Here is a 24750-nt window from a genome sequence, read left to right on the forward strand (position 1 = left end):
CTTCCTCCATCTACATCGAAGGTTACTGCATAGCTATTAATATTCCATTTCGCATATATTGTTGTGTCTTCTGTTACCAATACACTATCAAAATCAAATAGTGTTGCAAATGTATTATCTGTATACCAGCCTCCAAAACTATATCCTGTCTTTGTTGGAGCTGCTGGGTTTGTTACCTTTGTATTATATACTACACTCTCACTCGCAACTGTGCTTCCTCCATCTACATCGAAGGTTACTGCGTAGCTATTAACATAAGTAGTTTCTACTGACCCCACTGTTGGTATTGCACGTCTATCAACATCATTTTGGTCTTTTTTCACTTCATAGTTTTCAGCATCACTGCCAATAAGTGTTATCCACGTACTTCCATCAAAATATCCTATTGTAGGTGTTCCATTTCCATTTGTAAAACTTGTTTTTATTCCTTTTACAAGTATATCGCTACCTTCTTTAAAACTTGTTGTAGGAGTATCTATACCATCTGCTTTTTCCAAAATTGGTTGAAAAACAGTTCCACCTTCAACTACTGAATCATTTATATCTAGTACATTAATATTATTACCATCTTTGAATATACTATTGTCTGAACCATCTGCACTCCCCGTATATTGACTATTTCCACCTTTATCATTTACAATATCCCAATCAATTGCAGCATGATATATACAGTTATAAGCATCTATGTTTTTATCAGCGGTATACTCCTTTAAATCATTTAAAATAAAGCTTGTAGTACCTTTTATATAATTGTAGGCAAATAAAGTATTTAGAACTGACAGTGTACCATTATCATTTGTAATAGCTCCTCCACTATAAGTTCCATAAACAACATTTCCTGTGAAGGTACTATTTACAATATAAGCTTTAGCTGATTCATTACAATTATATATAGCTCCTCCATATCTAACAGCTGTATTGTTAGAAAATGTTGAATTGTTAATATATAATTGCCCCTGGTTTTCTACCGTTCCACCTGAGTACAATGTTGCCCTATTCTCGCTGAAGGTAGAGTTTTCAATAAACATTTTTGCATCAATATAATTCATAAATCCGCCACCAGTATAGGCCGCATTACCACTGATATTACTATTCACAAGATAAGCAACGCCAGTGTTGAATATACCCCCTCCAGCTCCATTTTTAGATACATTGCCACTGATAGTACTATTGACAAGATAAACAACACCATCGTTCTTTATGCCCCCGCCCGATGAATTATTTATTGTATTTGAAATATTAACATTAGTAAGTTTGAGAGTTGAACTTAAAGGATTGTATATACCTGCTCCATCACCATTAGAATATTTGCCACCCTTAATAGTTAAATCATTAATCTCAACTGTTCTTTCTGATGTACTAATAATTTTAAAAACTCTATAATCTGATGGATCTGTATTTGCAATTCCCGAATCATCAAGCCCTGTAACTGGTACTTTAATTGTATGATTTTCACCCTGTATAATTAAATCTTTGTCTATTTCTATTTCCGCATCAATAATAATATCACTTGTGATATTTATTGTATCACCGTCAGTAGCTGAAGCTATTGCATTCTTCAGTTCTGTCACAGTAGATACATTAACACTACCACGAAGCGCTTTTACTGTAGTAGTGTTTATTCCACTAAACATAGTTACCATCATGCAGATTATAATGGTACTAAAAAGCCACTTCTGTGCTTTTATTTTTTTCACAATAAAACCCTCCTTTAAAAAATGTTATTGTAGAATTTATTACACTACTTTATTGAATGTATAATATTCAAGTTTTACAAATTTTTTCAATCCAAAAACAAAGCCTCCTTTTTCATATTATAATTGAGTACCAATACATATTAGTTAATTCGCAAATTTACACCATCAATAAATATATTCTCACAAAATATTTCTTTTTTTCTATTAAGGTAAAATTTATAACGTAAAATGTAAAAATTATAAAAAAAAGCACACATAATTTATATTTATGTGTGCTTTTTCATATTCATTTAAATAAATAATTGAAGTAATTTTCTTTTAGTTTTATTCTATTAGCAGTACTTATAGGTATTTTTACATTGCCCTTTAAAAAAACAAATTTATTTTCTATCTTTAAAATATAATCCATATTCACAAAAAAGCTCTTATGACATTTAACAAATCTTTCATCTTTAAGGTTTTCAATAAATTCATCAAGTATCGAATAAAAATTAATTATCTCACCAGATTTCATATGTATATTAACAACTCTTGCTTTGCTTTCTAAATATAAAATATCTTTGTAAATAACTCTATAGTTACCTTTTTTATTTTTTATAAAAATTGATTTATTATCATTACTTAAGGTTTCTATAACTTCTTTGACAACATTTTTAAGTTTCTCTTCATTTATTGGTTTTAATATATAATAAAATGCTTTAACATCATAGCTATCTATTGCATACTCTTTTGAAGAAGTTATAAATATAATTTTACACGCTTTATCAAATTCTCTGATTTTTCTTGCTATATCTATGCCATTTGAAAATTGCATATAAATATCTAAAAATATTATGTCATAAACTTCTTTAGATAAATTAATTTCTTCAATAAGATCTTCTCCTTCAGTAAATAAAGTTATCTTAAATTCTATATCTAAATCTTTAAAGTTCTTAGATACATAATCAGAAATCTTTTCAAGCTCATCTTTATCGTCATCACAAATTGCTATATTTATCATATGTGTCACCTTACTTTTTTTTAGTAATATATTAAAAATATATTTACTTCAATGACTTTAGCCTTTTAAATACATGCTACCAATCATTATATATTGTTCCCTCTTATAACTTAATAGTTTTCATTACACACAATCGATACTTCATCTTATAGTCAATATGCTACCAATTCTAATGAAATTCTGCAATCTCTTCAATAGTCTTTTTCGTTATAGACGGCAATTCAAATGTAGAATCCCCTTTACCTACTGCCAAAATCATAACGGCAGTTTCCCCTTCTGGTCGGTTAAACAGTTTCTTTAGAAAAGTCGTCGGTGCCGGTGTATAAGTCAGACTCTTGTATCCTGAATGACGTATGGCATTTATTAATAAACCAGTAGCTAGTCCAACACTCTCATTTACATAATAATTCTTCTCTTTCTCATCAGCTCCATTTACTTTATACAACTCTTTAAATACTACAATCAGACAAGGAGCCTCTGTTAAAAAAGGTTTACTCCAATTAGTCTTAAGGATTTTTAAATCTTTACGCCACTCATCACTGATTTTCTCTTTATAAAATGTTTCTTCTATTTTTTCGGCTTCTTCACGTATAGTTTCTTTCATATTATCATCTGTTACAACGCAAAAATACCACGGTTGCTTATTGGCGCCACTTGGTGCTGTAGAAGCTGTCATTAACCAATCTTCAATGGTTTCTCTATCAATAACTTCAGATGTGAATTTACGGTAACTTCTTCTTTTTTCACTTTCTATTCTTAGTTCTTTTGACTTATCTGACATAATTACACCCCTCATTAGCTTCTAATATCTAAAAGTTTATCTTTTAATTGTTTTTCAATATTTCGTAATTCTATTTCTGCTTCTTTCCGTTTTTGTCTTCCCTCCGTTTGTATACGAAGTACTTCATCAAGGGTTGAAATCAATGATTCATTTGTATTTCGAAGAGTTTCAATATCAACAACTCCACGTTCAGATTCTTTAGCTGTTTCTATAGTAGACATTTTTAGTGTTTCTGCATTCTTCCGTAAAAGTTCATTTGTCATATTTGTCACTTCATTTTGAGCTTTAGCTGCCTCTTTAGAATGCGCAACTCCAAGAGATAACACAATTTGGCTTTTCCAAAGTGGAATAGTATTTACAACTGTAGATTGTATCTTTTCTGACATTAAAGCATCATTATTTTGAATCAATCTAATTTGAGGAGCCATTTGCAGTGAAATCATTCTTGATAACTCTAAGTCATGAATTTTTTTCTCAAAGCGATTACAAAGAGATTTAAAATCATTTATTTCCTGTGCATCTTCAGGAAGTCCGCTAGTTTGGGCTTTTTCCACTAATAGTGGAAGTTCTTCTTTTTCTAATTTTAAAAGTTTCTTTTTACCTGCTAAAATATACATAGAAAGTTCCTTAAAATATACCTTATTTATATCATACATTTTATCAAGCATTGCGATATCTTTTAAAAGTTGTATTTGATGTTTTTCAAGCATAATGCAAATATTATTTATATCGCCCTCTACTTTATTGTATTTGCTCTTCATCCGAGACACTTTTTCTTTATTTTTCTTAAATAATCCTAAAAAACCTTTTTTTTCATCTTCATCTGGAGTTTCAAAATTTCTAAGCTCACTTACTACACTAGAAAGTATTTCGCCTACTTCACCTAAATTTTTAGTTTTTACATTATTTAAAGCTGTTTCAGAAAAATCCGAAATTTTCTTTTGAGTTCCAACTCCATATTGTAGAATCGAATTAACATTAGTTATTTCAATTTTCTCTACAAATTGATCAACCATCTGTTTTTCTTCTTCTGTTAAATTACTATCTTCAATTACCTCTTCTTTTATTTCTTCATGTTTTTCTTCTTTTGATTTAGTGATAAAAGCTTCTTCTTGAAATGTTTCAAATGTTAATGTTGGCTTTACATCCTTATTCAATTTAGAACCCTCTCCTCTATTTATTTACTTTCGAAATCATTTTTAGTCAATCCTTCTTGTTTAAACAATGTCTCTAGTACAGAAATATCTGTAGAAACATCTAAAGCTAAATCTTCAAACAGGTCATCTAGTAACTTTTCAAAAGCAATATTTATAATATCAATACTCTTTTCAATTTCATTTTTTGCATTCTTTATATTATCTCCCTCAACTGGTTGGTCATTTAAATCCTTATACCCATTAACTAACTTTAAAGTTATTGGAAGATAGTGTGTAGTGAATTTTCTAACTTCTACCAGCTTTTTAGGGTTTTTTTCTACAAAATTAATTATTTCACTAACAATATTCTGTAATCTTTGCAATTTTATCGATATTTCTTCTTTAGATATAGCTCTATTTACATTTTTTATCTGTTCAATATAGTTCTTTACCATTTCTATTGTCTGCATTAATTCTTCTTTTTCAGGATCATTTATTTTATCTTTTTTAAGTTGCTGTTCATTGCGTTTTTTTAAATTTTGTTGTGTTATCAAATAATTATCATAAACTTCATTACTTAACATAAAGTATGTTTTTTCTTCATTGATATATGCCTCTTTGAACATACCTTTATCTATCATTTTCCTTAAATCCTTAACAACAAATTTATTCTTTTTCCCAGTAGCCATAGATAACTGCTTAATTGAACAATAATTCTCACCATCAAGTGAATTTACATACCGGTTAAAACGCTTTACTCTTTTTCTTAAGCTTTTACCTTTTATCAATAAAGCAATATTCAGTCCTAAAAAGGTAAGTAAAATTCCTAGAACTTTAAAATTCTCTAAAAGTCCAATAATAAAGAATATAAATAGAAGAATACTCATTACTCCTATACCCATAGTTCCAAGTATTGTGTATATTATTCCGAGTATTCTCCCTGACGGCATTTTATTAATATACATTGAATCTTTACTTCTATTGTTTCTATTCATTCCTGCAATATTATTATATTTATTTTGTGTTTTCTTCTCCATTTTTTCATTAAATTGCTGTGATTTATTCTTTAAATTTATTTTTACAGAATCTATAGTATTGTCAGCTTTACCACTAATATTTTTTTTAATGGTAACAAAATCTATAGCATCTAATGCATTTTTTACTGTTTCTTTAATTTGATCTTCTAAATACGGAAAATCCTTTTTATGCATATACTTCCTCCAAATTATTTCTTATATTTTACTATAACTATAAAAATATTCTAGTCTTATTATAGCTTATTGCTATATAAATTACAATTTGTAGCAATAAATATACTCAATTTATACTTCGTACTTTTGACATTTAATCTCACCTTCATTTTTTATAACATAGGAAAGAAAAAATATACTTTCCTACACTATAAAAACACCGATTATTTCTAACCGATGCTTTGTGCTTAATATTTATTTGTTATTCTGTAAATTAATATTTTTATCCTCCCCATATATCTTAGTTATTCAATAGTTTTCAATTTCCCATATAATGTATATCTTGCGTTGTTGAATTCATAGGAACAAGTACACAGTGTTATTATTCTATCCTCATTTTTTACAATGGTATTGGATTTAAAAGTTGATTCTTTTTTCAAAATATCAATATAGTTTTCAAAGTCATGCTCATCGTTAAAATCGAACCGTACTGACTCATAATTACCATCGACAACAACCCCAGCAAATAACTCAATTAAGAAATCTCCAGCAGGTGTGTAAAGTATCATAGTGGGGAAATTCTCATAATCTAAATATTTTGCCTTCATCTCAGCAGATATTGTATTTTCCTCCACAAAAATTTTATGGAGGAAAACGGGTGGAAAACGACTAGTTTTTAGTATGTTTCAACCTTGTGAAGTGGCTCTATTGATTAGTTAAGAGAACTATATTCTCCACATGAGCAGTCTGTCCAAACATATCTACAGGCTGAATCTCTTCAACTTTATAATTATTGTCTACTAAATACTTTAGATCCCTAGCTTGAGTAACAGGATTACACGAAATATAAATAATTTTTTTAGGACTTAATTTCACCAAGGAAGCTAAGAATTTTTCATCACTTCCACTTCTTGGAGGGTCCATCATTACTACATCTAGTTTTTCCCCTTGCTGTACCAAGTTGAGCATGAATTCTCCTGCATCATCTTGATAAAAATGTGCATTATTTATTTCATTCATTTTAGCATTATTAATTGCATCTTTTACTGCATCTTTATTTAATTCTACACCAGTAACTGACTTAACATTTTTACTTAAAATAAGTCCTATTGTACCAATTCCACAGTAAGCATCTAATACTTTCTCTGTTCCTTTAAAATCAGCCATGTCTATAGCTTTATTGTATAATTTTTCAGTTTGAATTGGATTTATTTGATAGAAAGATTTTGATGATATGTTAAAACTACACATGCATAACACATCTTTAATAGTTCCTTTCCCATATAAAACTCTTTCTCTCTCTCCAAGTACCATACTAGTTTTTTTATCATTTATATTCATGATAATAGTTGTAATATCAGGATGCTTTTTTAGCAATGCTTTTACAAAGTTGTTCTTTGAAGGAAAAACGTTAGTGCCCGTAACTAAAACAACCATAATTTCTTTAGTTGTAAATCCAGTTTTAATAAGTGTATGCCTTAAAAACCCTTGTTTTCTTTCCTCGTCATAAGGTTTCAACTTGAAAGATCTCATAAGTTCTCGAATAGACTTATTTATCTCATCTGCCTTTGGATTTTGAATAATGCAACGCTCTATAGGAATTATTCTATGACTTTTCTCTTCGTAAAATCCAGAAATAATTTCCCCATTATTTCCTTCTGCATATGTTGCATGTATTTTATTACGATAATCATAAGGTTGTTCCATTTTAATAATAGGATTTACCTTACCATACCCTTTCATAATGTCTTCTACAAATTTTTGTTTAAAATCTAATTGACCTTCATAGGACATATGCTGCAATTGGCATCCTCCACATTTATAATAATGAGGACACTTCGGTTTTACTCTATATATAGAAGGTTTAGAAATTTTAAGAACTTTACCTAATGTAAAGTCTCTTTTTCTCTCAAATTGAACTTTAGCTTTTTCGCCTTTTATTAAATATGGCATCCTGACTTTTTCATTTCTATGGAATACTATCCCTTTGCCCTGTTCATCTAAAGCTATGCAATCAACTTCTATATTATTATTTTTTGACTTACTTAAACTATTTTTATCATTAAATTTACTTTTAGGATTTATATCCTTAACTTTTTTCTTATTATTATTCGATTTATTGTTTTTATTTGACTTACTATTTCTAGTTTTATTCATTTACACTCATCCTTTTATTACTCTATATTATATTATTCATTTTTATATTATAGCATTGTTATAGTATTCATACAAAGAAATAGCTTTAAAAATACATATCTATCAACAACATTCTAAATAATAGCCAATGCATAAAAAATTTTATAATGCCACTTTATTAATCTAATCATAAAAAAACTAAAACTCCATACATAAAGATTAGTTATCCAATGTAAAGAGCTTTAGTTATTTAAATATAATTAGCTAATACTTACCAAATTCGTCGTCACTTAATTTTATTTCATTTACTTTTTTATTCCTTTTTCTACTATTATCTTCTACATTTTTATTTACATCATTCATATTATCAAGCATTTTTAAAACCTCAGGATTTAGTTGCTCAAATTTGTCATTATATCCTATATCGTCATGTGTTTTTGTAGTATCTTTCAATTTAAATTGACTCATCTGTATTTTAAGCATCTCAGCCTGACTTGCAAGTTCTTCACTAGCAGCTGCAGTTTCTTCTGAAGTAGCTGAGTTTGCTTGTACAATATCGGCAATTTGAGATACTCCTTTATTTATTTGTTCCACTCCAACAGCTTGTTCACTTGATGCTATTGCTATTTCTCCTATTAATTGAGATGTTTTTTCTATCTTTTTAACAATATTATTTAAAGCTTCTGAAGTGATACTTGCTAAATTAGTACCATCATTTACTTTTCTTATTGAGTTTTCAATTAAACTTGTTGTTTCTTTTGCAGCCTCTGCAGAACGAGCTGCTAGATTTCTAACTTCCTCTGCAACAACCGCAAAGCCTTTACCATGCTCTCCAGCTCTTGCTGCTTCAACAGCTGCATTTAATGCTAAAATATTAGTTTGGAAGGCAATTTCATCAATTACTTTAATAATTTTAGAAATATTATTTGAAGAAATATTAATTTCTTTCATAGCTCCTAGCATCTCGTGCATTTTCTCAGTTCCTTCACCTGCATTAACTAGAGCATTTTCTGAAATATCTTTTGCTTCCTCTGCCCTTTTAGCATTATCTTTAGTTTGTGAATTAATCACTTCGATAGAAGCAGATAATTGCTCCACAGAGCTAGCCTGTTCTGTCGCACCTTGTGATAGCGCTGTACTAGAATCTGATACCTGTCTTGACCCTGCTGCAACTTGCTCTGAAGCCGAATTTATATTATTTACCATTTCATTGAAGTTATCTACTATTCCGGAAAGTGCCTTTGATAAAGCACCAATCTCATCTTTTCTCTTCAAATCTTTTTGCGAAATTTCTAAAGAAAAATCACCTGATGCAAATACTTTTAACTTTTCAGTAGCTTTTTCTACAGGCTTTATATTCTTTGCAATTAAAATATATATTACAGTTGCAAGAAAAATGCAACCAATTAAAAATATAATCAATATTGAAATTATTGTACTAGATAATCCGGATAAGATTTCCTTTTCATTAATTAATGTTAGAACTGCCCATCCATTTACTGTTATTGGCTCATATTCTAAATAATAATCTTCATCATTATATTTTATTATTGCTCCATCTTGTTCTCCATTAAGGGCCGCTTGTACATATTCTTTCAAGACAGGATCATCTGTCGCTTTCTCTTCTAATATCTTTGATTCTTCATTAGTATAAATATATGTACCCGATGCTGAAACTAAAATAGTATTGCCTTCCTCTCCTATTTTAGCATTCTCCATAATATCAGGAATAACATCTAAACTCAAATCTACACTTACTACTCCAATTTTATTACCATCCATATTTTCTATAGCTTTGATTACTGAAATCATCGTTTCTCCACTACTTGATACATATGGATCAGTAAAAACCACTTCATCTGAGGAATTAGCAGCATCATACCATGGTTGGGATGTTACATCATAGTCTTCTCCTGATATATCACCATTATAATCTACGCTAAAACTAGGATCATATTTTGCTATCCATGCATTTCCTAGTAAAGAATAAGATTCTTTTATAGAGTACAAATCTTCACTTACCATTGCAAACATAGGATGTGTTGTGATTTCTTCTCTAGTTGTAACATCATCTATAAACCTTGTCATTGCTTTATTAATAGCCATTTGCTCAGTTATTCTTGTGCTCTGCTCAAAAATAGATGATATTTCTGCAACAGCTACATTCGATTTTAGTGCTATTGTTTCTTCAATATTCTCTACTAATTTCGTTCTTGTAGAATTATATACTGCCACACCAGTTATTACAAAAGTTAAAATGACAACTCCTACAATTAATGTACTTAATTTATTTGCTAATTTTTTATTAAAATTACCAATCATTTTATGCCTCCTATTATAGTCGTTTTCCCGACATCAATTCTGTTTATACTAATGATTATAATATAATTCTACATAAATAGAAAGAAATTATAGCTTCCTATAAGTAAATTTAATAAAAATTTATTGTTATTTATAACTTTATTACAATTATTATTAAATTATTCTCTATCCCATTTCAAAACTATCTTTTCTGTTCAGTTACAAAAGTCTATTGATGCTTTATTTTCTGTTTCCACAACTCTTCCATACATATTTTGAATTTTAAATATACTTTCTCTAGACTATAGTATATCTATTTTTCCCTTGTTCTTTGGCTTTATAAAGTGCTTCATCAACTCTTTTGAAAACATCCTTCACATTATCATTTATCTTTATTTTTGTTATTCCACAACTTATTGTTATATTTTCATTATTCTGTAATGTAATTCCTTTAATTGCTATATATAACTCTTTTAAACATAATTCTACCTCTTCTAGGTTACCAAATAAAATAATTGCAAACTCATCTCCACCCCATCTAGAAATTATGTTATCTCCAATTGATATAATTCCTTCTGTAGCTCTTGCAACTTTCTTAATTATTTCATCTCCATAAACATGTCCATAAGTATCGTTTGTTCTTTTAAAATGGTCAATGTCAAAGAGCACCACATATATATCATTTTTTATATGTTCCCTTCCATTAAAAATTTGTATAAGCCTATCATCAAATACTCTTCTATTAGGTAACTTTGATAATTCATCATTCTTAGCCATAAATTCAAGTTTTGTGTTAGCTTCTTGTAATTTACTGCTATAATTATTTATTATTTCTTTCTCTTTCAAATATATACTATCAAACTGCTTTAATAATAAATATCCACCAATTAACGTAAGTGGAATTTGAATCAATGTATCTATAAAGTGAACTTTTTCACTATATGTATTAAACATTTCAGGATAATAACTCTTTAAAGATAACACTATTATAAAAACAAAAATTAATAAAATTAAAAGTGTAAACCTTTGTCTATTTTCGAATAGAAAAGTTGCGCATATCATTATTAAAAATATATACGCCACAGCATTACTAGTTGCTCCTGATTCGAGCCACCCGATTGGTATTATAATGCATATTATGAATACAAAATAGCAAAATTGAAAAAAGTAATTGAATTCTTTATTTCTTTTAAAGTCAATTAATGTAGCTATGGATAATATATTGACAATAACCCATTTTACATTAAGTACATATGGAAATCCAGAGATTATATTTCCAATTATGCATATGGAGGATATAATTACTGATGACATTATTATAATCTTAAATATCTCCTTCTTTAGTTCATCATTATTATTCATATTTTTCCCCTTATTCTTTTGTATTTAATAATATAAGTATATAATAATATGGATTATTTTTCTACATTTAATAATTATCCTACAATAATTTTTATTATTTGATCTATGTGTTTCAAAACCTCAGGTTTCTGTGATTTTTGGAATTTCATAAATTTATGTTGAAGTTGTATACCTAACTAACCATTTTAATTGCTGATATTTTATAAACAAAACTATCGCCTGAAATAATAACTTATAAATCAATAATTCTTTAAAATAACCTAAAAAAGAAAGCTACATTTAAAACGCAGCCTTTTTTTACTATTTTTTTATTATAATGTAAATAGCCAGATCGCAAGCACTACAAAAGCAGCCGCCCAAACATAAAAGAATATTACAGTACCCTTATCTCCAAGTACTTTTCTAAATATTTTAATCTTCGCCATTTCCCATATTTTTGTTGGTTTCTTAACTGCAATATAAACCACAGCCACAACATAAAGTATTGCTAATATTCCAAGTAAAGCATAAACATTCATAAATCTTCCCCCTCTTCTTTTTTTGATTCTATTCTAAAGAATTGCTTGAATAAACTAGTTTTATTATTATATAAGTTATTCTTTTTTTATAATTTGCAATTAATGATTATTTTCTTCCCCTTTACTCAGAAAATCTTTATTTAAATTAAAGATTTTGCGCAGCAAAATCCTCCTCAATTGTGCATTGTGCATTGTGCATTGTGCATTGCTCTTATAATTAGTTCAGTCCATTTCTAATTCTCTTACTCAACAACAAAAATACAATAGCTGTAAGTCCAAGAATCAACCCAGAATTTAATAAGATAGTATTCCAAGTAGCCTCTTTTAAAATTATGGCATCAATAGATCTATAGGCCCAATAGAATGGAGACCAATATAATAAGAAATGCCATTTATCAGCTAAGAATATTCCACCAAATACAGAGGCCATAATTGGTATAAAAACCATCTTCATACTAGCAATTGCTCCAATTGGCTCTTTATTTACAACACCAACTCCAAAACCAATAATCACACTAATAATTGCTATACTAATTACTGTCACCATTGTCATTCCAATATTCAAATCGTTAAATCCTAGTATCCAAAGGGTACCTACCGTTCCTATTATAGGGACAATGAATCCAAGCAACCCTTTTCCAATTACAAATTCCGTTTTAGATATTGCCGCTACATTTACAGCAGCAAGGGTATTCTCCATTTTTTCTTCTACCAAAGCAAGCAAAATTATCATACCACCAAATACAGATCCAAATATTATTAGGAAATTAGCTCCATATTGTTTAAGTGGCGATAATGTCTTACCTATATCTGAAATTTTCACTTCTATAGGCAATTCCAAATCTTTGTTTTCATAGGAATCTACTATAAATTGTAACATCTGGGCTCCGCCTTCAGTTTCATTCCCTTGATTAATAACTTCATAGCCTTGCTCTGTTTTAACTAATCCAAAAACATCATCCATTTTAGTTACACGTGTTTCAATGTTTTCTCTATTATCAAGAATCTCTATCTTTCCATATTCCTCTAAATAAGTAATCATCGTCGTACTTACAGTATCATCAACTGCTATATTAATAGTGGCTGAACCTGCACTTGGTATAAGGGCATTTAAAATAAAAGCCAACAAGAACGGGGCAAGCATAATATAGATAATCAGAAAATCTCTAGTACCACTTTTCAAATCACGAAGCATAATTGCAAATATTCTCTTTATCATATTGTCACCTCCTATACCGTTAATGTTTTCTTAAATCGTTGATTGGCTAGTATAAAAATAACAACTGCCGCTAAACCAAAACCAATTACATTAGTATAAATAAGCCCTATATCTGGACTATCAAGCATTGTCTCTCTAAAAGCAAAAAGCATTGGATAAGATGGTAATATTCTAATAACAAGTGGTGAAAAAGCTGGCATATAATAGGAAACTGAAGCAAATCCTAGTATTATAATACTCATATATAGCCATCCCATAGCTTTAGTCATATTATCAAAGAAACTTGCAATAAATAGTCCTACAGCTGACCCAAATAAGTTAGTCGCAATTAACAGTAATGTAAAGTGGAAATAATGTGCCTTCAGGCCTGCAATTGGAAGCAAAATTATAAATCCCGATATAATACCTGATACCATAATTACCCCTACTTTTCCCAGTAAATACTGCCACATACTACTAGGTGTTACTGCAAGTGCACGAATTGTTCCCTCTTCCTTATCTAAAAAAATATAAGAGGCTATTATAAATAATCCCATAAAAGCTGCATTTAATGTTAAAATAACAGGCAATATATTCAAACGATCACTTAGTTTCTCTGAATTATCCTCCAAGGTTGTAATTGTAGTAACATCTTCATATCCAGGTACTTCCTTTGCAAATGCTGCTTGAATTGAAGTCTCTAAAATATTTCTAAACTTTTCATCCTCATATCCTTGAAGTACAAAGTCATAAATAACTTTGCCATTCTCTTGTGATATGTTTAACCCTACGCTACTTTTTTCATCTTCAACTTTTTCAAGCACCTCTTCATTTGTTTCTAATATAATGAATTCATCATCGCTTTCATTTAATGCTTCTTTAACCGTGTCTCCTAGGGCTCCTTCAATTTCAATACTAGTATATACCTCCATTGACTTGTCAAAATTCTCAGGTACAACTAAAAGCAAAACTGCGACTATAATAAGTGCGAAGCCTATTTCCACATAAAAGTAAAAACTTTTCATGGATAATTTCATATCTTTAAGGAAGTTATATAAGAGTTTCATATTATTTAAGCCCCCTACCTGTGACCTTAATAAAGATTTCTTCTAAAGTAGCCTCTTTTGTATGCATAAGCTCAATATTTCCGCTATTTATAATATCATTTAGTTTCAAACGTTCTTTTTCAACTATTAATGATAAAGATTCTTTTTTCAATATTTCGCCTTCTCTATATTCAACCTCAACTAATTTCTCACCATATTGAAGTTTTAAATTACGAGGTGAATCAATGAGTTTAATTTCCCCATCAATAATGAAAGCAACCCTATCACAAAGTGCATCTGCTACAAACATATTGTGTGTTGTTAAAAATACTGTAGTTCCTAGTTTTTTCTTCTCTTTAACAATTTCTTTAATCCCACTTGCAATAGCCGGATCAAGTCCTGTTGTTGGCTCATCTAAAAACCATAATTCAGGATTATTAAGCATACTGCGGACAAAAGTAAGTCTATGCTTCATCCCTTTTGAGAACTCTCCTGCTTTCTTATCTCCTACTTGTTCTAACCCTACAAGTTTAAGTAATTCTTTTGGATCTACTGTATCTACATCAAAAAGCTTACGGTAAAATTCTAAATTTTCAAGAGCAGTTAATTTTCCATATACATTAGATTGTTCAAAAGATACCCCTATTTTATTAAACATTTTACGATTTTTCTTTCTAACATCATATCCTGCAACGGTTACATTTCCCTTTTGTAATTGCAATAATCCTGTTAGAACACCTTGTGTAGTTGACTTACCTGCACCTGATGGACCAAGAAAACCGAACACCTCACCTTTTGAAACCTCAAAATTTGCATTTTTAACTGAGTAATTCTCATCTTTCGTGTAAGAGTGATATAATCCTTCTACTTTAATCATTAACATTACCCCCTTAGTTTGAAGCCTTTATTCCATACTTCACAAATTCTAAAAACTTATTAACCGTTTCCATTATACCTTCATCCCACTTTTCATTCTCTACACTATCATCTATACAAATATCTTGATAATACTCTAATGTAGCTACATTCATTGAAGATATTATATAACTCACAAACTTAACATCAATATCTTCTCGAATTTCACCTTTTGCTATTGCTTGTTTTAATAACCCTTCAAAAACACCATAAGCATTAGTCATATTTTCTCCCATAATTTCTTTGTAAACAGGATTATCTTTATCTTTAAGAATTCTATTGCCTATTGTAACTAGTTTTGAATTGGCATGAGCAAATCTCAAACCTGACAAATACAACTCTCTTATTAATGTAAAAAAATCAACCTCACTAGGGTTTTTCATAACGTCTGATATATATTTTATTTTTTCTTCAGCCATTCTCTGCATTAAGTATTTAAAAAGGTCTAATTTATCCTCAAAATATTGATAAAAACTTCCCTTAGCTATTCTACATTCTTTTATAATTCGATTAACACTTGCTATATCATAGCCGTATTCAGCAAATTCATCTATAGCAACTCTTTCAATCATTGACCTTTTTTCTTGGTCTAAATTGAAAAAAGTATCTTTTGGCATTTTATCACCCTCCTTTCTTATAACTCGTTATTTATATGACCTCAAAGTCACATGACCTTATAGTCACATTGTATAATATATACGGTTTCATGTCAATATAATCTACATTAGATACCATTTGCAAAACATTAGAATGTCAACCTGGGGATATTTTGGAATATGTTGATGATTAAATGCAAAAACACCTATACTAGTTAATAAATTATAATTCATTAATTAGTATAGGTGCTTTTAAGATAGGTGCTTTTAAGAAGTGACCTTCTGGACCACTTGTTATTTTAACGTGTATAATGAAGTGAGTTTATCATTATAAGGCTAATTTTTTTAGAATTCCAATTTTAAAAATATTTTTCCAAATCTTCTAAACTCTCTAGTTCAAAAATATCCACTAATTAAACCCAACTAAATAAAATCAATCCATTCTTCCACATTAAATTTCATTTTTAAAACATTAAAATGTAAACTCTAGGACATCCTATTATATCTTTCAGACTATATTGTAAAACATAACCTAAAACGTTATAATTATTTCATATAATTAAATATAATTTCTATTGAAAATGTGAGGTATAAATAGTATGAAAATCATAATAAGTCCTAGTAAAACTATGAATTATTCGTCAATAGATTCTACAGATTATATACATAAAGAAAATATAAATCCCTTAACTGACAATTTATATAGTACTTTAATAAACTTGGATTTCGACTCCTTAAAGACTTTATATAAATGTAGCGATAAGATAGCACTTGAAGCCATAAAAGCTAACAGAGAAAAAAAATATTATAAGTCAATTGAACTTTTTAATGGAGCCGTATTTAAAAATCTAAATTACTCAACATTAAAAAAAGAAGAAAAGGATTATATTAATAATCACCTTATGATATTTTCAGCTTTGTATGGAATTGTGGAAGCAAAAGAAGCTATTACTCCATATAGACTTGATTTGAACAATTCACTTGCTCCCCATATAGTCAATCTGTCAAAACAATGGAAACCCTACATTAATCAATATATTAATAATCAAGAATGTGATTATATAATTGATTTAGCTTCTTCTGAATATCGAAAACTTATTGATATACAAAAATTGAATAAGCCCTATATAAAAATAGATTTTAAAGATTATAAAGATAACAAATATAAAACTATCGGAACTTTTGCCAAAATGGCAAGAGGACAATTTCTACGTGAAATGACAACAAAAAATGTATCTAAAATCAAGGATATAAAAAACCTCTCTGCTATGAATTATGTCTTCAATGAAGAACTTTCAAATAACAAAGAGTTTATATTTACACGTTAGTTAAATTTTAATAGAGTAGAAAATTTGAAAAAGAAAATCAAAAATATATAGATGGAGTTGTAGTTGGCTTTGAAGCTGGTACAATTATCGCAACTTATGAAGAAATGTATCAAAAGTATATGAAAAATATATACCCAAAACAATAACATATTTAGTTAAATTACATAAAATGAGGTAGTCCATATGGGCTACCTCATTTCTATATCTTATTAAAATTTTTCTTTAGCTAAATAATATAGAGATCTTGCTCCTTCTCCTGTACCGCCTTTTGAGAATATACCATCATTTTTTTCAGCCCAACTTGTTCCGGCAATATCAATATGCACCCATGGAAGGTCACCATTGAATTCACCAATAAATAGTCCTGCTGTAATTGTACCTGGTCTTCCAGCTGTATTAGTTAAATCTGCTTCTTTATGTTTTATTAGCTCTTTGTATTCATCAAAAATTGGCATTCTCCAAATCTGCTCACCACTTTTAGCAAAGCTTTCATTCACAGAATTAAAAAATGAATCATCATTACTAATAGCTGGTGATGCTGCATCTCCAGTACAATGGAGTGCTGCCCCTGTTAATGTAGCAACATCAACAACTTTACTTACATTTTCCTTAGTAACGATATAATGCATAGCATCTATCAAAGTTAATCGACCTTCAGCATCAGTATTTCCGATAAAAATTGTTTTGCCACCCATAGAATTAATTATATCCCCTGGTTTATATCCATATCCATCTATTACATTTTCACAAGCAGCTACTACTGCAGTTACATTCTTCTTAAGTTTATTTTGGGCAATGGCAGACATAGCTCCAATAACCGCTGCGGCGCCACCCATATCAGATTTCATAGTTACCATACCGGATGTAGGTTTAATTGATAAACCACCTGCATCGTAAGTTAATCCTTTCCCAACATAACCTAGAACATCTTCACTATCAGTGTCACCCTTATAACGCATAATTATGAATTGAGGTTCTATAGGAGATGCTTTAGAAACCGCTAAATAAGCTTCCATGCCTAAAGCTGTAATCTGCTCTTTGCCTAATACTTCCACTTCAAAACCTTTATCACTACCTAATTTTACTACTCTTTGAGCAAGGGTTACTGGAGTAACAACATTTGCCGGTTCATTAACTAAGTCTCTTGAAATAACATTAGACTCTGCTATTATAGTTGCTTCGTTAATTATTCCTTTAAACTTCTCATACCCTGACAATATTAAATCTACTTTGACATCATCTTTTTCTTCTTTCTTAGACAAATAAGTATCAAATTTATAATCACCCATAATTACTGCTTCAACAGTTGCTCTAACTAATAATTCATCTACCTGAAGATTACTATTATTTAAAGTAATTGCTACAGTAGACACCTTTTGCTTCTTAATCATTCTATAAGCATCTGCTAATTTATTTAATAATTTTCTATACTTAATCTCACCTTTTTTACCTAAGCCAACAAGTACAACCTCTAAAAGTGTGTTTTCTTGTTGTAAAGTCATTTTATATAAATTACCCATTTTACCTTCAAATCTTTTTGACGCTTTAAGTTGCTCTAAAGGCAATTTAATTCCTTCTAATATTAATTCCTCTTCATTCATAGGAATAATTAAACCTTCATATTTAGATGTATCTAATTCATTCTTCAATAAAATATCCATTATATTCTCCTTTTATTCTAATAATAATGTCTAAATCTCTTTACTATTATACATTACTATATTATTATTGCCTAGCTTTTCCCAATACTTGTCCAATTTATATCATTATACTTAAATCTAATAAAAAATGCTTCCATTAATAAAACAGTACCATATAAATCAATAACTCTTTAAAACATATATAGAAAAAGAGAAGATTACATAATGCACCTTCTCTAGTTTCCCATAAATATTATAAATTATTTACTGCTTCTAATGCCTTATCATAATCCGGATAGTCACTAACTTCTTTTACATATTCAACATATCTAACTATTCCTTCTTCGTCTACAATTACTATGCCTCTTGATAAAAGTCTTGCTTCTTCAATAACAAATCCATATCCCTCGCCAAAAGACAAATCTTTATGATCTGATAGAGTTTTTACTTTATCTATACCTTCTGCTGCACAATATCTAGAAAGTGCAAAAGGTAAATCCACACTTATAGTATATACTTCTACTCCCTCTAGTTTAGCTGCCTCTACATTAAATCTTCTTGTTTGAGCTGCACAAACTGGTGTGTCAACAGACGGAACTACACTTATGATTAATTTCTTTTCCCTTGCATCTTCTAATGTAACAGGCTTAGAATTATTATCTAAAACAGTAAAATTAGGTGCTTTATCTCCAACTTTAATTTCCGTCCCTAGTAAAGTAACTGCATTTCCCCCAAGTGTTACAACATTATTTCTTTTTTCCATTGTAATTCCCTCCTATATAATCAATATTTATTATCATTTAATATTTATTATCATGATACTCTTTTTTTATTTTCTTGTCAACACAAATAAATAAGATAATTTTATTATTAACATTTTCTTAATTTTTTATTAATCGTTTTATTTTTAATGGAATTATGTTATTATTAAATAAAGATTATTAATTATAAACTAAGGAGGAACTTATGCAACGAATATTCGAACCACTATTTGATATAACTTATCTTGTGCTAGTTATTACTTTAGGTATTCAAATGATTAAAAAAGGTAAAAATTCTTATATAAAAAAATTTGGAATTATGGCACTTATCCTAGGCTTTGGTGATGCTTTTCACTTAATTCCAAGAATGTATTCTTTATTAACTAATGAACCTGAAGCCTACACCTTAGCTCTTGGTATAGGTAAACTAATAACTTCAATTACTATGACAATCTTTTATTTAATCTTATACGATTTATATAAAAGCAGATTTCAAAAGAACAAATCTAAACTATTAGATTTTACGATTTATTTACTTGCTTTCACACGAATAGCTTTGTGCTTATTTCCACAAAACCAATGGACAAGCCTTAATTCATCATATAGTTGGGGTATCTACAGAAACATACCATTCATTATAATGGGTATTATCATAGTAACAATTATTTTGAAACAATCTCTTTCTAATAATGATAAAGTTTTTCTTCAAATTGGTATTTCAGTAGTTTTGTCTTTCTTGTTCTATATTCCTGTTGTTTTATTTGCTTCAACAATACCTTTACTAGGTATGCTAATGATTCCTAAAACTTGTGCATATTTATGGATCGTTTGGGTTGCATATAAAGAAATGAACCAATCACCAATTTCATATGAAGAAATAGCAATATAAAAACACAAAATTTATTTTGCATAAGGTATACAAAAAAAACAGGACAACTTTGATTTCTGAAGTTGTCCTGTTTTATGAATTAATTTAAGATCAATTTAACTCCTATAAGAAGAAAGCCTATACCTCCTAATTGAGTTAACGTCATTGGTGTTTTCGTTACACCAAATAATCCTAGCTGATTAATTATTGCGCCTATAATTAATTGAATTGATACAATCACTGAATAAGTAACCGTTGCACCCAAAATTGGAATTATTTTTAGTGAAATAAATACCATACTAACTCCTAGTATACCTCCAATCCAGTATATAGGAGAAATACTAGTTGCTTTTGAAACTTCCTTCACATTCCCACTAGATAACACTATAGTTAATATAATTATGAAGCTTACACTAATACTTAAGAGTGTTGCATTCTTAGAATTTATAACTTTACCTAATCCTGCATTGATAGGTGGTTGTAATCCTGCACAAACACCACAAACAATAGCTAAAAGTATTGCAACTCCTTTATTCATAAAAAAGTACCCCCACATTTATAAAAAATCATATCCAAATTATAAATTCAAACAATTTATCAATTCTGTATAAATTATGTCTAAATATACTTATGAAAGATTTATTTCAGTATATTTAATAGCTCCCTCAACTTCTGCAAAGAAATTTTCTTCTCCGATTACATCTACAAGTTCTGCTTTTTTCAATACTTTTAACGGTTGTTCATTAATCCCCGAAATCACAATTTTAATATGTCTTCGTCTGCACATAAAAACAATTCTCTTAAAAGCATGTAGAGCTGTTGCATCCATTGCAGGAACATTTCTCATTCTAATTATTAAAGTATTAGTTTTCAATCCTATTTGGCTAGTTGCTTCTATAAATTTATCTGCAGCACCAAAGAAAAATGGCCCATTTATTTCATAAATTTGAACATTATCTGCTGTTTTGATTTTATTACTCTCTTTTATAAAATCAAAATCTTTTCCATCATCATTATCTTCAGAAGCATCCATATTTGTCATAGAAACGCTTGAAACATCGGCCATTCTTTTCATAAATAAGAATGAAGCAAGCACTATCCCAATTTCAATTGCTTTTACCAAGTCGATTAAAACAGTAATTGCGAAAGTAACTAATAAAACAATAACATCACTTTTAGGTGATTTAAACAAAGCTTCAAACTCATCCCACTCAACCATATTAAATGAAACAATTATTAAAACTGCGGCTAGAGCTGATAAAGGAATCATTTTAGCAAGAGGCATAAAAAGCACCATTATTAATAAAATTGTTACAGCATGTACCATCCCTGCTATAGGAGTACGTCCACCATTTTTAACATTTGCAGCGGTTCTTGCAATAGCACCAGTAGCTGGTATCCCTCCGAATAATCCAGAAGCCATATTTGCCACACCTTGTGCCACAAGTTCCATATTGGACCTATGCTTTGCACCTATCATACCATCTGATACTACTGCAGACAATAAAGATTCAATTGAACCAAGAATTGCAATAGTAAAAGCAGGCGCTAACAACAATTTAACTTTTTCTAAAGTAACATTTGGAATACTTATACTTGGCAGAGCTGAAGATAACTCACCAAATTTTGTTCCAATTGTAGGAACATCAAGACCCAAAAGTTTAACAATAACAGATGTAACAATTAACGCTATTAAAGCACCTGGTATCTTTCTATTTATCTTAGGCCAAAGTATAATGATAAGTAGCGCTAAAATTCCTATACCAGTAGTTTGTACACTTAATGTATCCATAGCTCCAATATAAAGTTTCCATTTGCCTATAAATTCCACTGGTACATCTCCTGTTTTTAGTCCCAAAAAATCTTTTATCTGAGAGGAAAAAATAGTTAGTGCAATACCTGTTGTAAACCCAGTAGTGATAGGATAAGGTATAAATTTAATAATTTGACCAAACTTGAGTAAACCCATTACTATCATAATTAATCCTGCTAGAATAGTAGCTATAGTCAGTCCCTCTATACCAAATTCTGTTACAATTCCGTATACAATAACCATAAATGCACCCGTTGGTCCACCTATTTGCACACGACTTCCCCCTAGCAAGGAAATAATAAATCCAGCGATTATTGCAGTATATAATCCCTTCTCTGGCGATACACCTGAAGCAATAGCTAGTGCAATTGATAATGGCAAAGCAATGATTGCAACAATTATACCTGCAGTTACATCTTTAAAAAACTGTTCCTTTGAATAATCTTTCAGCGTAGTAAATAATTTTGGTTGTAATTTTGACAAAAACTCACTTCTTTCAATAAAGTCATATTATGCTGTTTGCGTACTAAATTGCTAATAATAGTAAAATATTGCTCTTTTAGCAAACAACAACCACATTATTTTACTATATTTTTTCTATTCTATCAACCATATTCACTACTTATAATTATTTCTTCTGATTGATTTATGATAATGTTTTACTGTGGCACTTCTGATTATATATACTAAATTCGATTTGTAATGTATAAATCCTCATATATAAATAGACTACTCATTATATATACAATCAATTCTGAACTGAAAAAAACTATTTCAAGGAGAAGATGAACTGTGACAGAAAATAATAATAATAATAAAAATGTACAAGTAATCGATAGAACTCTTGATATAATTGAACTACTTTGCACTGACTTGAAACATTTACTTCAAATATAATAACTAGCCTTACTGCACTAAAAAAACACTTACGAAAAGTACGAGCCCAAGGCTGAGAAATGGATGACCAAAAATATACACTAGGGCAGCGTTGTATTGGCGCTCCAATATATGACTTTAGAGGAGAAATGATTGCTGCCATAAGTGTTAGCGGCACCTTAGAACAACTACCTGATGAAAAAATCATACCCGTTGCACAGCATATTTCAAAAATTGGTATAGAAATATCAAAATGACTAGGTTATAGTGAATAATACTTTGAAATAAATTAACTAATAGTGAACTTATAATACTAACAGTTAACTGAGTATTTTCTTTATAGATTCAGAATCAATGGGTTTAAATATTTCAATTGCTCTTTAGTTTCAATTCCCTCAGCAAAAACTTTGATATCTAAACTTTTAGCCACTGCAATAATAGCCTTTGTTATTTGTTGACTATTAAACTTACTTGAAATACCATTTATGAAACTTTTATCAATTTTTAATTTTAACACATTCATATTACTAAGTTCTGCTAACGAAGAATATCCTGTACCAAAATCGTCCATAACTACTGCCACTCCTAAAGCATTAATTTCTTTCAATGTATTTTTTATGCTTTTAAAATTAACCATAGAAATGCTTTCTGTTATTTCCAATTCCGAATATTGCGAATCAAGTTTTGTATCATATAGAATATTTTTTACTATCTGCGAATATTTTTCTTGTTTTAATTGAACAACAGATCATAATTAATTAAAGGAAAAGATGTGATTTCTACATCTAATACTTTTCCACCTTTACTTATCCTCTTACTTCTTTTAGTTACTAAAATTCCTTCCTTTATTTTGTTTAGGGTATCTTCAACATCATCTTCTAGCAATTTTTTATTTACTATTACAGATTTAAGATTTTTTCCAACTACATCTTTTTTATTAAATTCTAATAATTTCGTAAAGCTACTATTTAAATCTACTATATTATTACCATTATCTAAAATTACTGTTGCCATTGGAGTTTTCATAAACATTTGATTAAAATAGGTTTTGTTAAGTCTATTCTCTGTAACATCAAAAATGATAGAATGAAGAAATTCGTTACCTTTAAGATTTATTGATGTGCTCTAAACCTCAACATCTCGTATTTCTCTATTAGCTAATTTAAGACTAAAGTAAAGAAAGTTTCTCTTTTCTTCTTTTGCTTTTCTCATTTCTTCATTTACTTGATTATGATCCAAAATATTTATATCCTGAATTTTCATTTTATAAAATTCTTCTTTTGAATATCCATAAAATAATAAAGCCTTTTGATTTGCATTTATTATATATCCTGTTTTAGGATCAATAATTAACATAACAAATTTATGATACTCAAAAATTTCATCAAACAATATTTTGTTTTTATAAAAGTATTTATTTATATGATTAAGTATTATATTTACAATTTTCATTCATTATCTCACTTTCTTGAATACGTATTTACTTGCAAGTTAATAGACTTTTAATACGGTAACGTGTTTTAAAATTAGTTTGTTTAATATAATTTTTATTTAAATTAATGCTATCATATAAACATTATGGTATCAA

General features: G+C 29.1%; 24 protein-coding genes and 1 pseudogene. 4 read left to right on the plus strand and 21 right to left on the minus strand.

The window, feature by feature from the left end:
- The 14 genes from ACVHXK_RS08510 to ACVHXK_RS08575 form a co-directional block, all read right to left on the minus strand.
- On the minus strand, positions 1–1697 hold a 1697-nt coding region (locus ACVHXK_RS08510; RefSeq protein WP_461205958.1), incomplete at its 3' end, for an InlB B-repeat-containing protein.
- A gap of 286 nt (positions 1698–1983) precedes the next feature.
- A complete protein-coding gene (locus ACVHXK_RS08515) occupies positions 1984–2697 on the minus strand; it encodes a LytR/AlgR family response regulator transcription factor (RefSeq protein ID WP_461205959.1) in 714 nt (237 codons plus the stop codon).
- A 169-nt stretch (positions 2698–2866) separates the two neighbouring features.
- On the minus strand, positions 2867–3478 hold the full coding sequence (locus ACVHXK_RS08520; protein WP_461205960.1) for a nitroreductase family protein: 612 nt from the start codon (positions 3476–3478) through the stop codon (positions 2867–2869).
- A 14-nt stretch (positions 3479–3492) separates the two neighbouring features.
- Positions 3493–4578 (minus strand): toxic anion resistance protein, encoded by a 1086-nt coding sequence (locus ACVHXK_RS08525; RefSeq protein WP_461206033.1) that lies wholly within the window; start codon positions 4576–4578, stop codon positions 3493–3495.
- 77 nt (positions 4579–4655) lie between these two features.
- Positions 4656–5825, minus strand: a complete 1170-nt coding sequence (locus tag ACVHXK_RS08530) for a 5-bromo-4-chloroindolyl phosphate hydrolysis family protein (RefSeq protein ID WP_461205961.1) — start codon at positions 5823–5825, stop codon at positions 4656–4658.
- 284 nt (positions 5826–6109) lie between these two features.
- Complete coding sequence (locus ACVHXK_RS08535) at positions 6110–6373, minus strand: class B sortase (protein WP_461205962.1); 264 nt, start codon at positions 6371–6373, stop codon at positions 6110–6112.
- Between the two features lie 136 nt (positions 6374–6509).
- Complete coding sequence (rlmD, locus tag ACVHXK_RS08540) at positions 6510–7961, minus strand: 23S rRNA (uracil(1939)-C(5))-methyltransferase RlmD (RefSeq protein ID WP_461205963.1); 1452 nt, start codon at positions 7959–7961, stop codon at positions 6510–6512.
- A 243-nt stretch (positions 7962–8204) separates the two neighbouring features.
- The gene (locus tag ACVHXK_RS08545) at positions 8205–10262 is read right to left on the minus strand and encodes a methyl-accepting chemotaxis protein (protein ID WP_461205964.1); all 2058 of its coding nucleotides are present in this window, start codon (positions 10260–10262) and stop codon (positions 8205–8207) included.
- Between the two features lie 276 nt (positions 10263–10538).
- A complete protein-coding gene (locus ACVHXK_RS08550; RefSeq protein WP_461205965.1) occupies positions 10539–11603 on the minus strand; it encodes a GGDEF domain-containing protein in 1065 nt (354 codons plus the stop codon).
- A 311-nt stretch (positions 11604–11914) separates the two neighbouring features.
- A complete protein-coding gene (locus ACVHXK_RS08555; protein ID WP_461205966.1) occupies positions 11915–12121 on the minus strand; it encodes a hypothetical protein in 207 nt (68 codons plus the stop codon).
- 217 nt (positions 12122–12338) lie between these two features.
- On the minus strand, positions 12339–13340 hold the full coding sequence (locus ACVHXK_RS08560; RefSeq protein ID WP_461205967.1) for an ABC transporter permease: 1002 nt from the start codon (positions 13338–13340) through the stop codon (positions 12339–12341).
- An 11-nt stretch (positions 13341–13351) separates the two neighbouring features.
- Positions 13352–14386 carry an ABC transporter permease gene (locus tag ACVHXK_RS08565; RefSeq protein ID WP_461205968.1) on the minus strand — a complete coding sequence of 345 codons (1035 nt, stop codon included), beginning with the start codon at positions 14384–14386 and terminating at the stop codon, positions 13352–13354.
- A 1-nt stretch (position 14387) separates the two neighbouring features.
- Positions 14388–15242, minus strand: a complete 855-nt coding sequence (locus tag ACVHXK_RS08570; protein WP_461205969.1) for an ABC transporter ATP-binding protein — start codon at positions 15240–15242, stop codon at positions 14388–14390.
- 13 nt (positions 15243–15255) lie between these two features.
- Entirely contained in the window at positions 15256–15897 is a 642-nt protein-coding gene (locus tag ACVHXK_RS08575) for a TetR/AcrR family transcriptional regulator (RefSeq protein ID WP_461205970.1), read from the minus strand.
- A gap of 107 nt (positions 15898–16004) precedes the next feature.
- On the opposite strand from ACVHXK_RS08575, the pseudogene ACVHXK_RS08580 reads away from it, so the two are divergent.
- Both ACVHXK_RS08580 and ACVHXK_RS08585 read left to right on the plus strand, forming a co-directional pair.
- Positions 16005–16070: pseudogene (locus ACVHXK_RS08580) on the plus strand (helix-turn-helix domain-containing protein); the annotation flags it as partial.
- 405 nt (positions 16071–16475) lie between these two features.
- Complete coding sequence (locus ACVHXK_RS08585) at positions 16476–17204, plus strand: YaaA family protein (protein WP_461205971.1); 729 nt, start codon at positions 16476–16478, stop codon at positions 17202–17204.
- A 209-nt stretch (positions 17205–17413) separates the two neighbouring features.
- Here the strand turns inward: ACVHXK_RS08585 and ACVHXK_RS08590 are convergent, their stop codons facing one another.
- Positions 17414–18865, minus strand: coding sequence for a leucyl aminopeptidase (locus tag ACVHXK_RS08590; protein ID WP_461205972.1), 1452 nt, complete (start codon positions 18863–18865; stop codon positions 17414–17416).
- A gap of 232 nt (positions 18866–19097) precedes the next feature.
- Positions 19098–19607, minus strand: coding sequence for a thiol peroxidase (gene tpx / locus ACVHXK_RS08595; RefSeq protein WP_461205973.1), 510 nt, complete (start codon positions 19605–19607; stop codon positions 19098–19100).
- Positions 19608–19810: 203 nt separating this feature from the next.
- Between tpx and ACVHXK_RS08600 the strand changes: the two genes are divergently transcribed.
- Positions 19811–20494: a hypothetical protein gene (locus tag ACVHXK_RS08600; protein ID WP_461205974.1), complete on the plus strand. Its 684-nt coding sequence runs from the start codon at positions 19811–19813 to the stop codon at positions 20492–20494.
- A 79-nt stretch (positions 20495–20573) separates the two neighbouring features.
- Here ACVHXK_RS08600 and ACVHXK_RS08605 read toward each other — a convergent pair whose 3' ends face one another.
- Together ACVHXK_RS08605 and ACVHXK_RS08610 are read right to left on the minus strand one after the other, a co-directional pair.
- Complete coding sequence (locus tag ACVHXK_RS08605) at positions 20574–21011, minus strand: DMT family transporter (protein ID WP_461205975.1); 438 nt, start codon at positions 21009–21011, stop codon at positions 20574–20576.
- Between the two features lie 90 nt (positions 21012–21101).
- The gene (locus tag ACVHXK_RS08610) at positions 21102–22769 is read right to left on the minus strand and encodes a SulP family inorganic anion transporter (RefSeq protein WP_461205976.1); all 1668 of its coding nucleotides are present in this window, start codon (positions 22767–22769) and stop codon (positions 21102–21104) included.
- Positions 22770–23242: 473 nt separating this feature from the next.
- Here ACVHXK_RS08610 and ACVHXK_RS08615 point away from each other — a divergent pair, with 473 nt between their 5' ends.
- Positions 23243–23419, plus strand: coding sequence for an IclR family transcriptional regulator domain-containing protein (locus ACVHXK_RS08615; protein ID WP_461205977.1), 177 nt, complete (start codon positions 23243–23245; stop codon positions 23417–23419).
- A gap of 80 nt (positions 23420–23499) precedes the next feature.
- On the opposite strand, the gene ACVHXK_RS08620 is transcribed toward ACVHXK_RS08615, so the two are convergent.
- The 3 genes from ACVHXK_RS08620 to ACVHXK_RS08630 all read right to left on the minus strand — a co-directional run bounded on the left by ACVHXK_RS08620 (position 23500) and on the right by ACVHXK_RS08630 (position 24614).
- Positions 23500–23874 carry an EAL domain-containing protein gene (locus tag ACVHXK_RS08620; protein ID WP_461206034.1) on the minus strand — a complete coding sequence of 125 codons (375 nt, stop codon included), beginning with the start codon at positions 23872–23874 and terminating at the stop codon, positions 23500–23502.
- Between the two features lie 20 nt (positions 23875–23894).
- A complete protein-coding gene (locus ACVHXK_RS08625; RefSeq protein WP_461205978.1) occupies positions 23895–24194 on the minus strand; it encodes a PAS domain S-box protein in 300 nt (99 codons plus the stop codon).
- 93 nt (positions 24195–24287) lie between these two features.
- Positions 24288–24614 carry a PAS domain-containing protein gene (locus ACVHXK_RS08630; RefSeq protein WP_461205979.1) on the minus strand — a complete coding sequence of 109 codons (327 nt, stop codon included), beginning with the start codon at positions 24612–24614 and terminating at the stop codon, positions 24288–24290.
- Positions 24615–24750 lie beyond the last annotated feature (136 nt).

Source organism: Clostridium sp. DL1XJH146, from assembly GCF_054819755.1.

Excerpts from the sequence above, each read along its gene's own strand:
- ACVHXK_RS08515 (WP_461205959.1), bottom strand. The coding sequence starts at position 2,697 with ATGATAAATATAGCAATTTGTGATGACGATAAAGATGAGCTTGAAAAG.
- ACVHXK_RS08520 (WP_461205960.1), bottom strand. The coding sequence starts at position 3,478 with ATGTCAGATAAGTCAAAAGAACTAAGAATAGAAAGTGAAAAAAGAAGA.
- ACVHXK_RS08530 (WP_461205961.1), bottom strand. The coding sequence starts at position 5,825 with ATGCATAAAAAGGATTTTCCGTATTTAGAAGATCAAATTAAAGAAACA.
- ACVHXK_RS08535 (WP_461205962.1), bottom strand. The coding sequence starts at position 6,373 with ATGATACTTTACACACCTGCTGGAGATTTCTTAATTGAGTTATTTGCT.
- rlmD (WP_461205963.1), bottom strand. The coding sequence starts at position 7,961 with ATGAATAAAACTAGAAATAGTAAGTCAAATAAAAACAATAAATCGAAT.
- ACVHXK_RS08545 (WP_461205964.1), bottom strand. The coding sequence starts at position 10,262 with ATGATTGGTAATTTTAATAAAAAATTAGCAAATAAATTAAGTACATTA.
- ACVHXK_RS08550 (WP_461205965.1), bottom strand. The coding sequence starts at position 11,603 with ATGAATAATAATGATGAACTAAAGAAGGAGATATTTAAGATTATAATA.
- ACVHXK_RS08555 (WP_461205966.1), bottom strand. The coding sequence starts at position 12,121 with ATGAATGTTTATGCTTTACTTGGAATATTAGCAATACTTTATGTTGTG.
- ACVHXK_RS08560 (WP_461205967.1), bottom strand. The coding sequence starts at position 13,340 with ATGATAAAGAGAATATTTGCAATTATGCTTCGTGATTTGAAAAGTGGT.
- ACVHXK_RS08565 (WP_461205968.1), bottom strand. The coding sequence starts at position 14,386 with ATGAAACTCTTATATAACTTCCTTAAAGATATGAAATTATCCATGAAA.
- ACVHXK_RS08570 (WP_461205969.1), bottom strand. The coding sequence starts at position 15,242 with ATGATTAAAGTAGAAGGATTATATCACTCTTACACGAAAGATGAGAAT.
- ACVHXK_RS08575 (WP_461205970.1), bottom strand. The coding sequence starts at position 15,897 with ATGCCAAAAGATACTTTTTTCAATTTAGACCAAGAAAAAAGGTCAATG.
- ACVHXK_RS08585 (WP_461205971.1), top strand. The coding sequence starts at position 16,476 with ATGAAAATCATAATAAGTCCTAGTAAAACTATGAATTATTCGTCAATA.
- ACVHXK_RS08590 (WP_461205972.1), bottom strand. The coding sequence starts at position 18,865 with ATGGATATTTTATTGAAGAATGAATTAGATACATCTAAATATGAAGGT.
- tpx (WP_461205973.1), bottom strand. The coding sequence starts at position 19,607 with ATGGAAAAAAGAAATAATGTTGTAACACTTGGGGGAAATGCAGTTACT.
- ACVHXK_RS08600 (WP_461205974.1), top strand. The coding sequence starts at position 19,811 with ATGCAACGAATATTCGAACCACTATTTGATATAACTTATCTTGTGCTA.
- ACVHXK_RS08605 (WP_461205975.1), bottom strand. The coding sequence starts at position 21,011 with ATGAATAAAGGAGTTGCAATACTTTTAGCTATTGTTTGTGGTGTTTGT.
- ACVHXK_RS08615 (WP_461205977.1), top strand. The coding sequence starts at position 23,243 with ATGGATGACCAAAAATATACACTAGGGCAGCGTTGTATTGGCGCTCCA.
- ACVHXK_RS08625 (WP_461205978.1), bottom strand. The coding sequence starts at position 24,194 with ATGTTTATGAAAACTCCAATGGCAACAGTAATTTTAGATAATGGTAAT.
- ACVHXK_RS08630 (WP_461205979.1), bottom strand. The coding sequence starts at position 24,614 with ATGAAAATTGTAAATATAATACTTAATCATATAAATAAATACTTTTAT.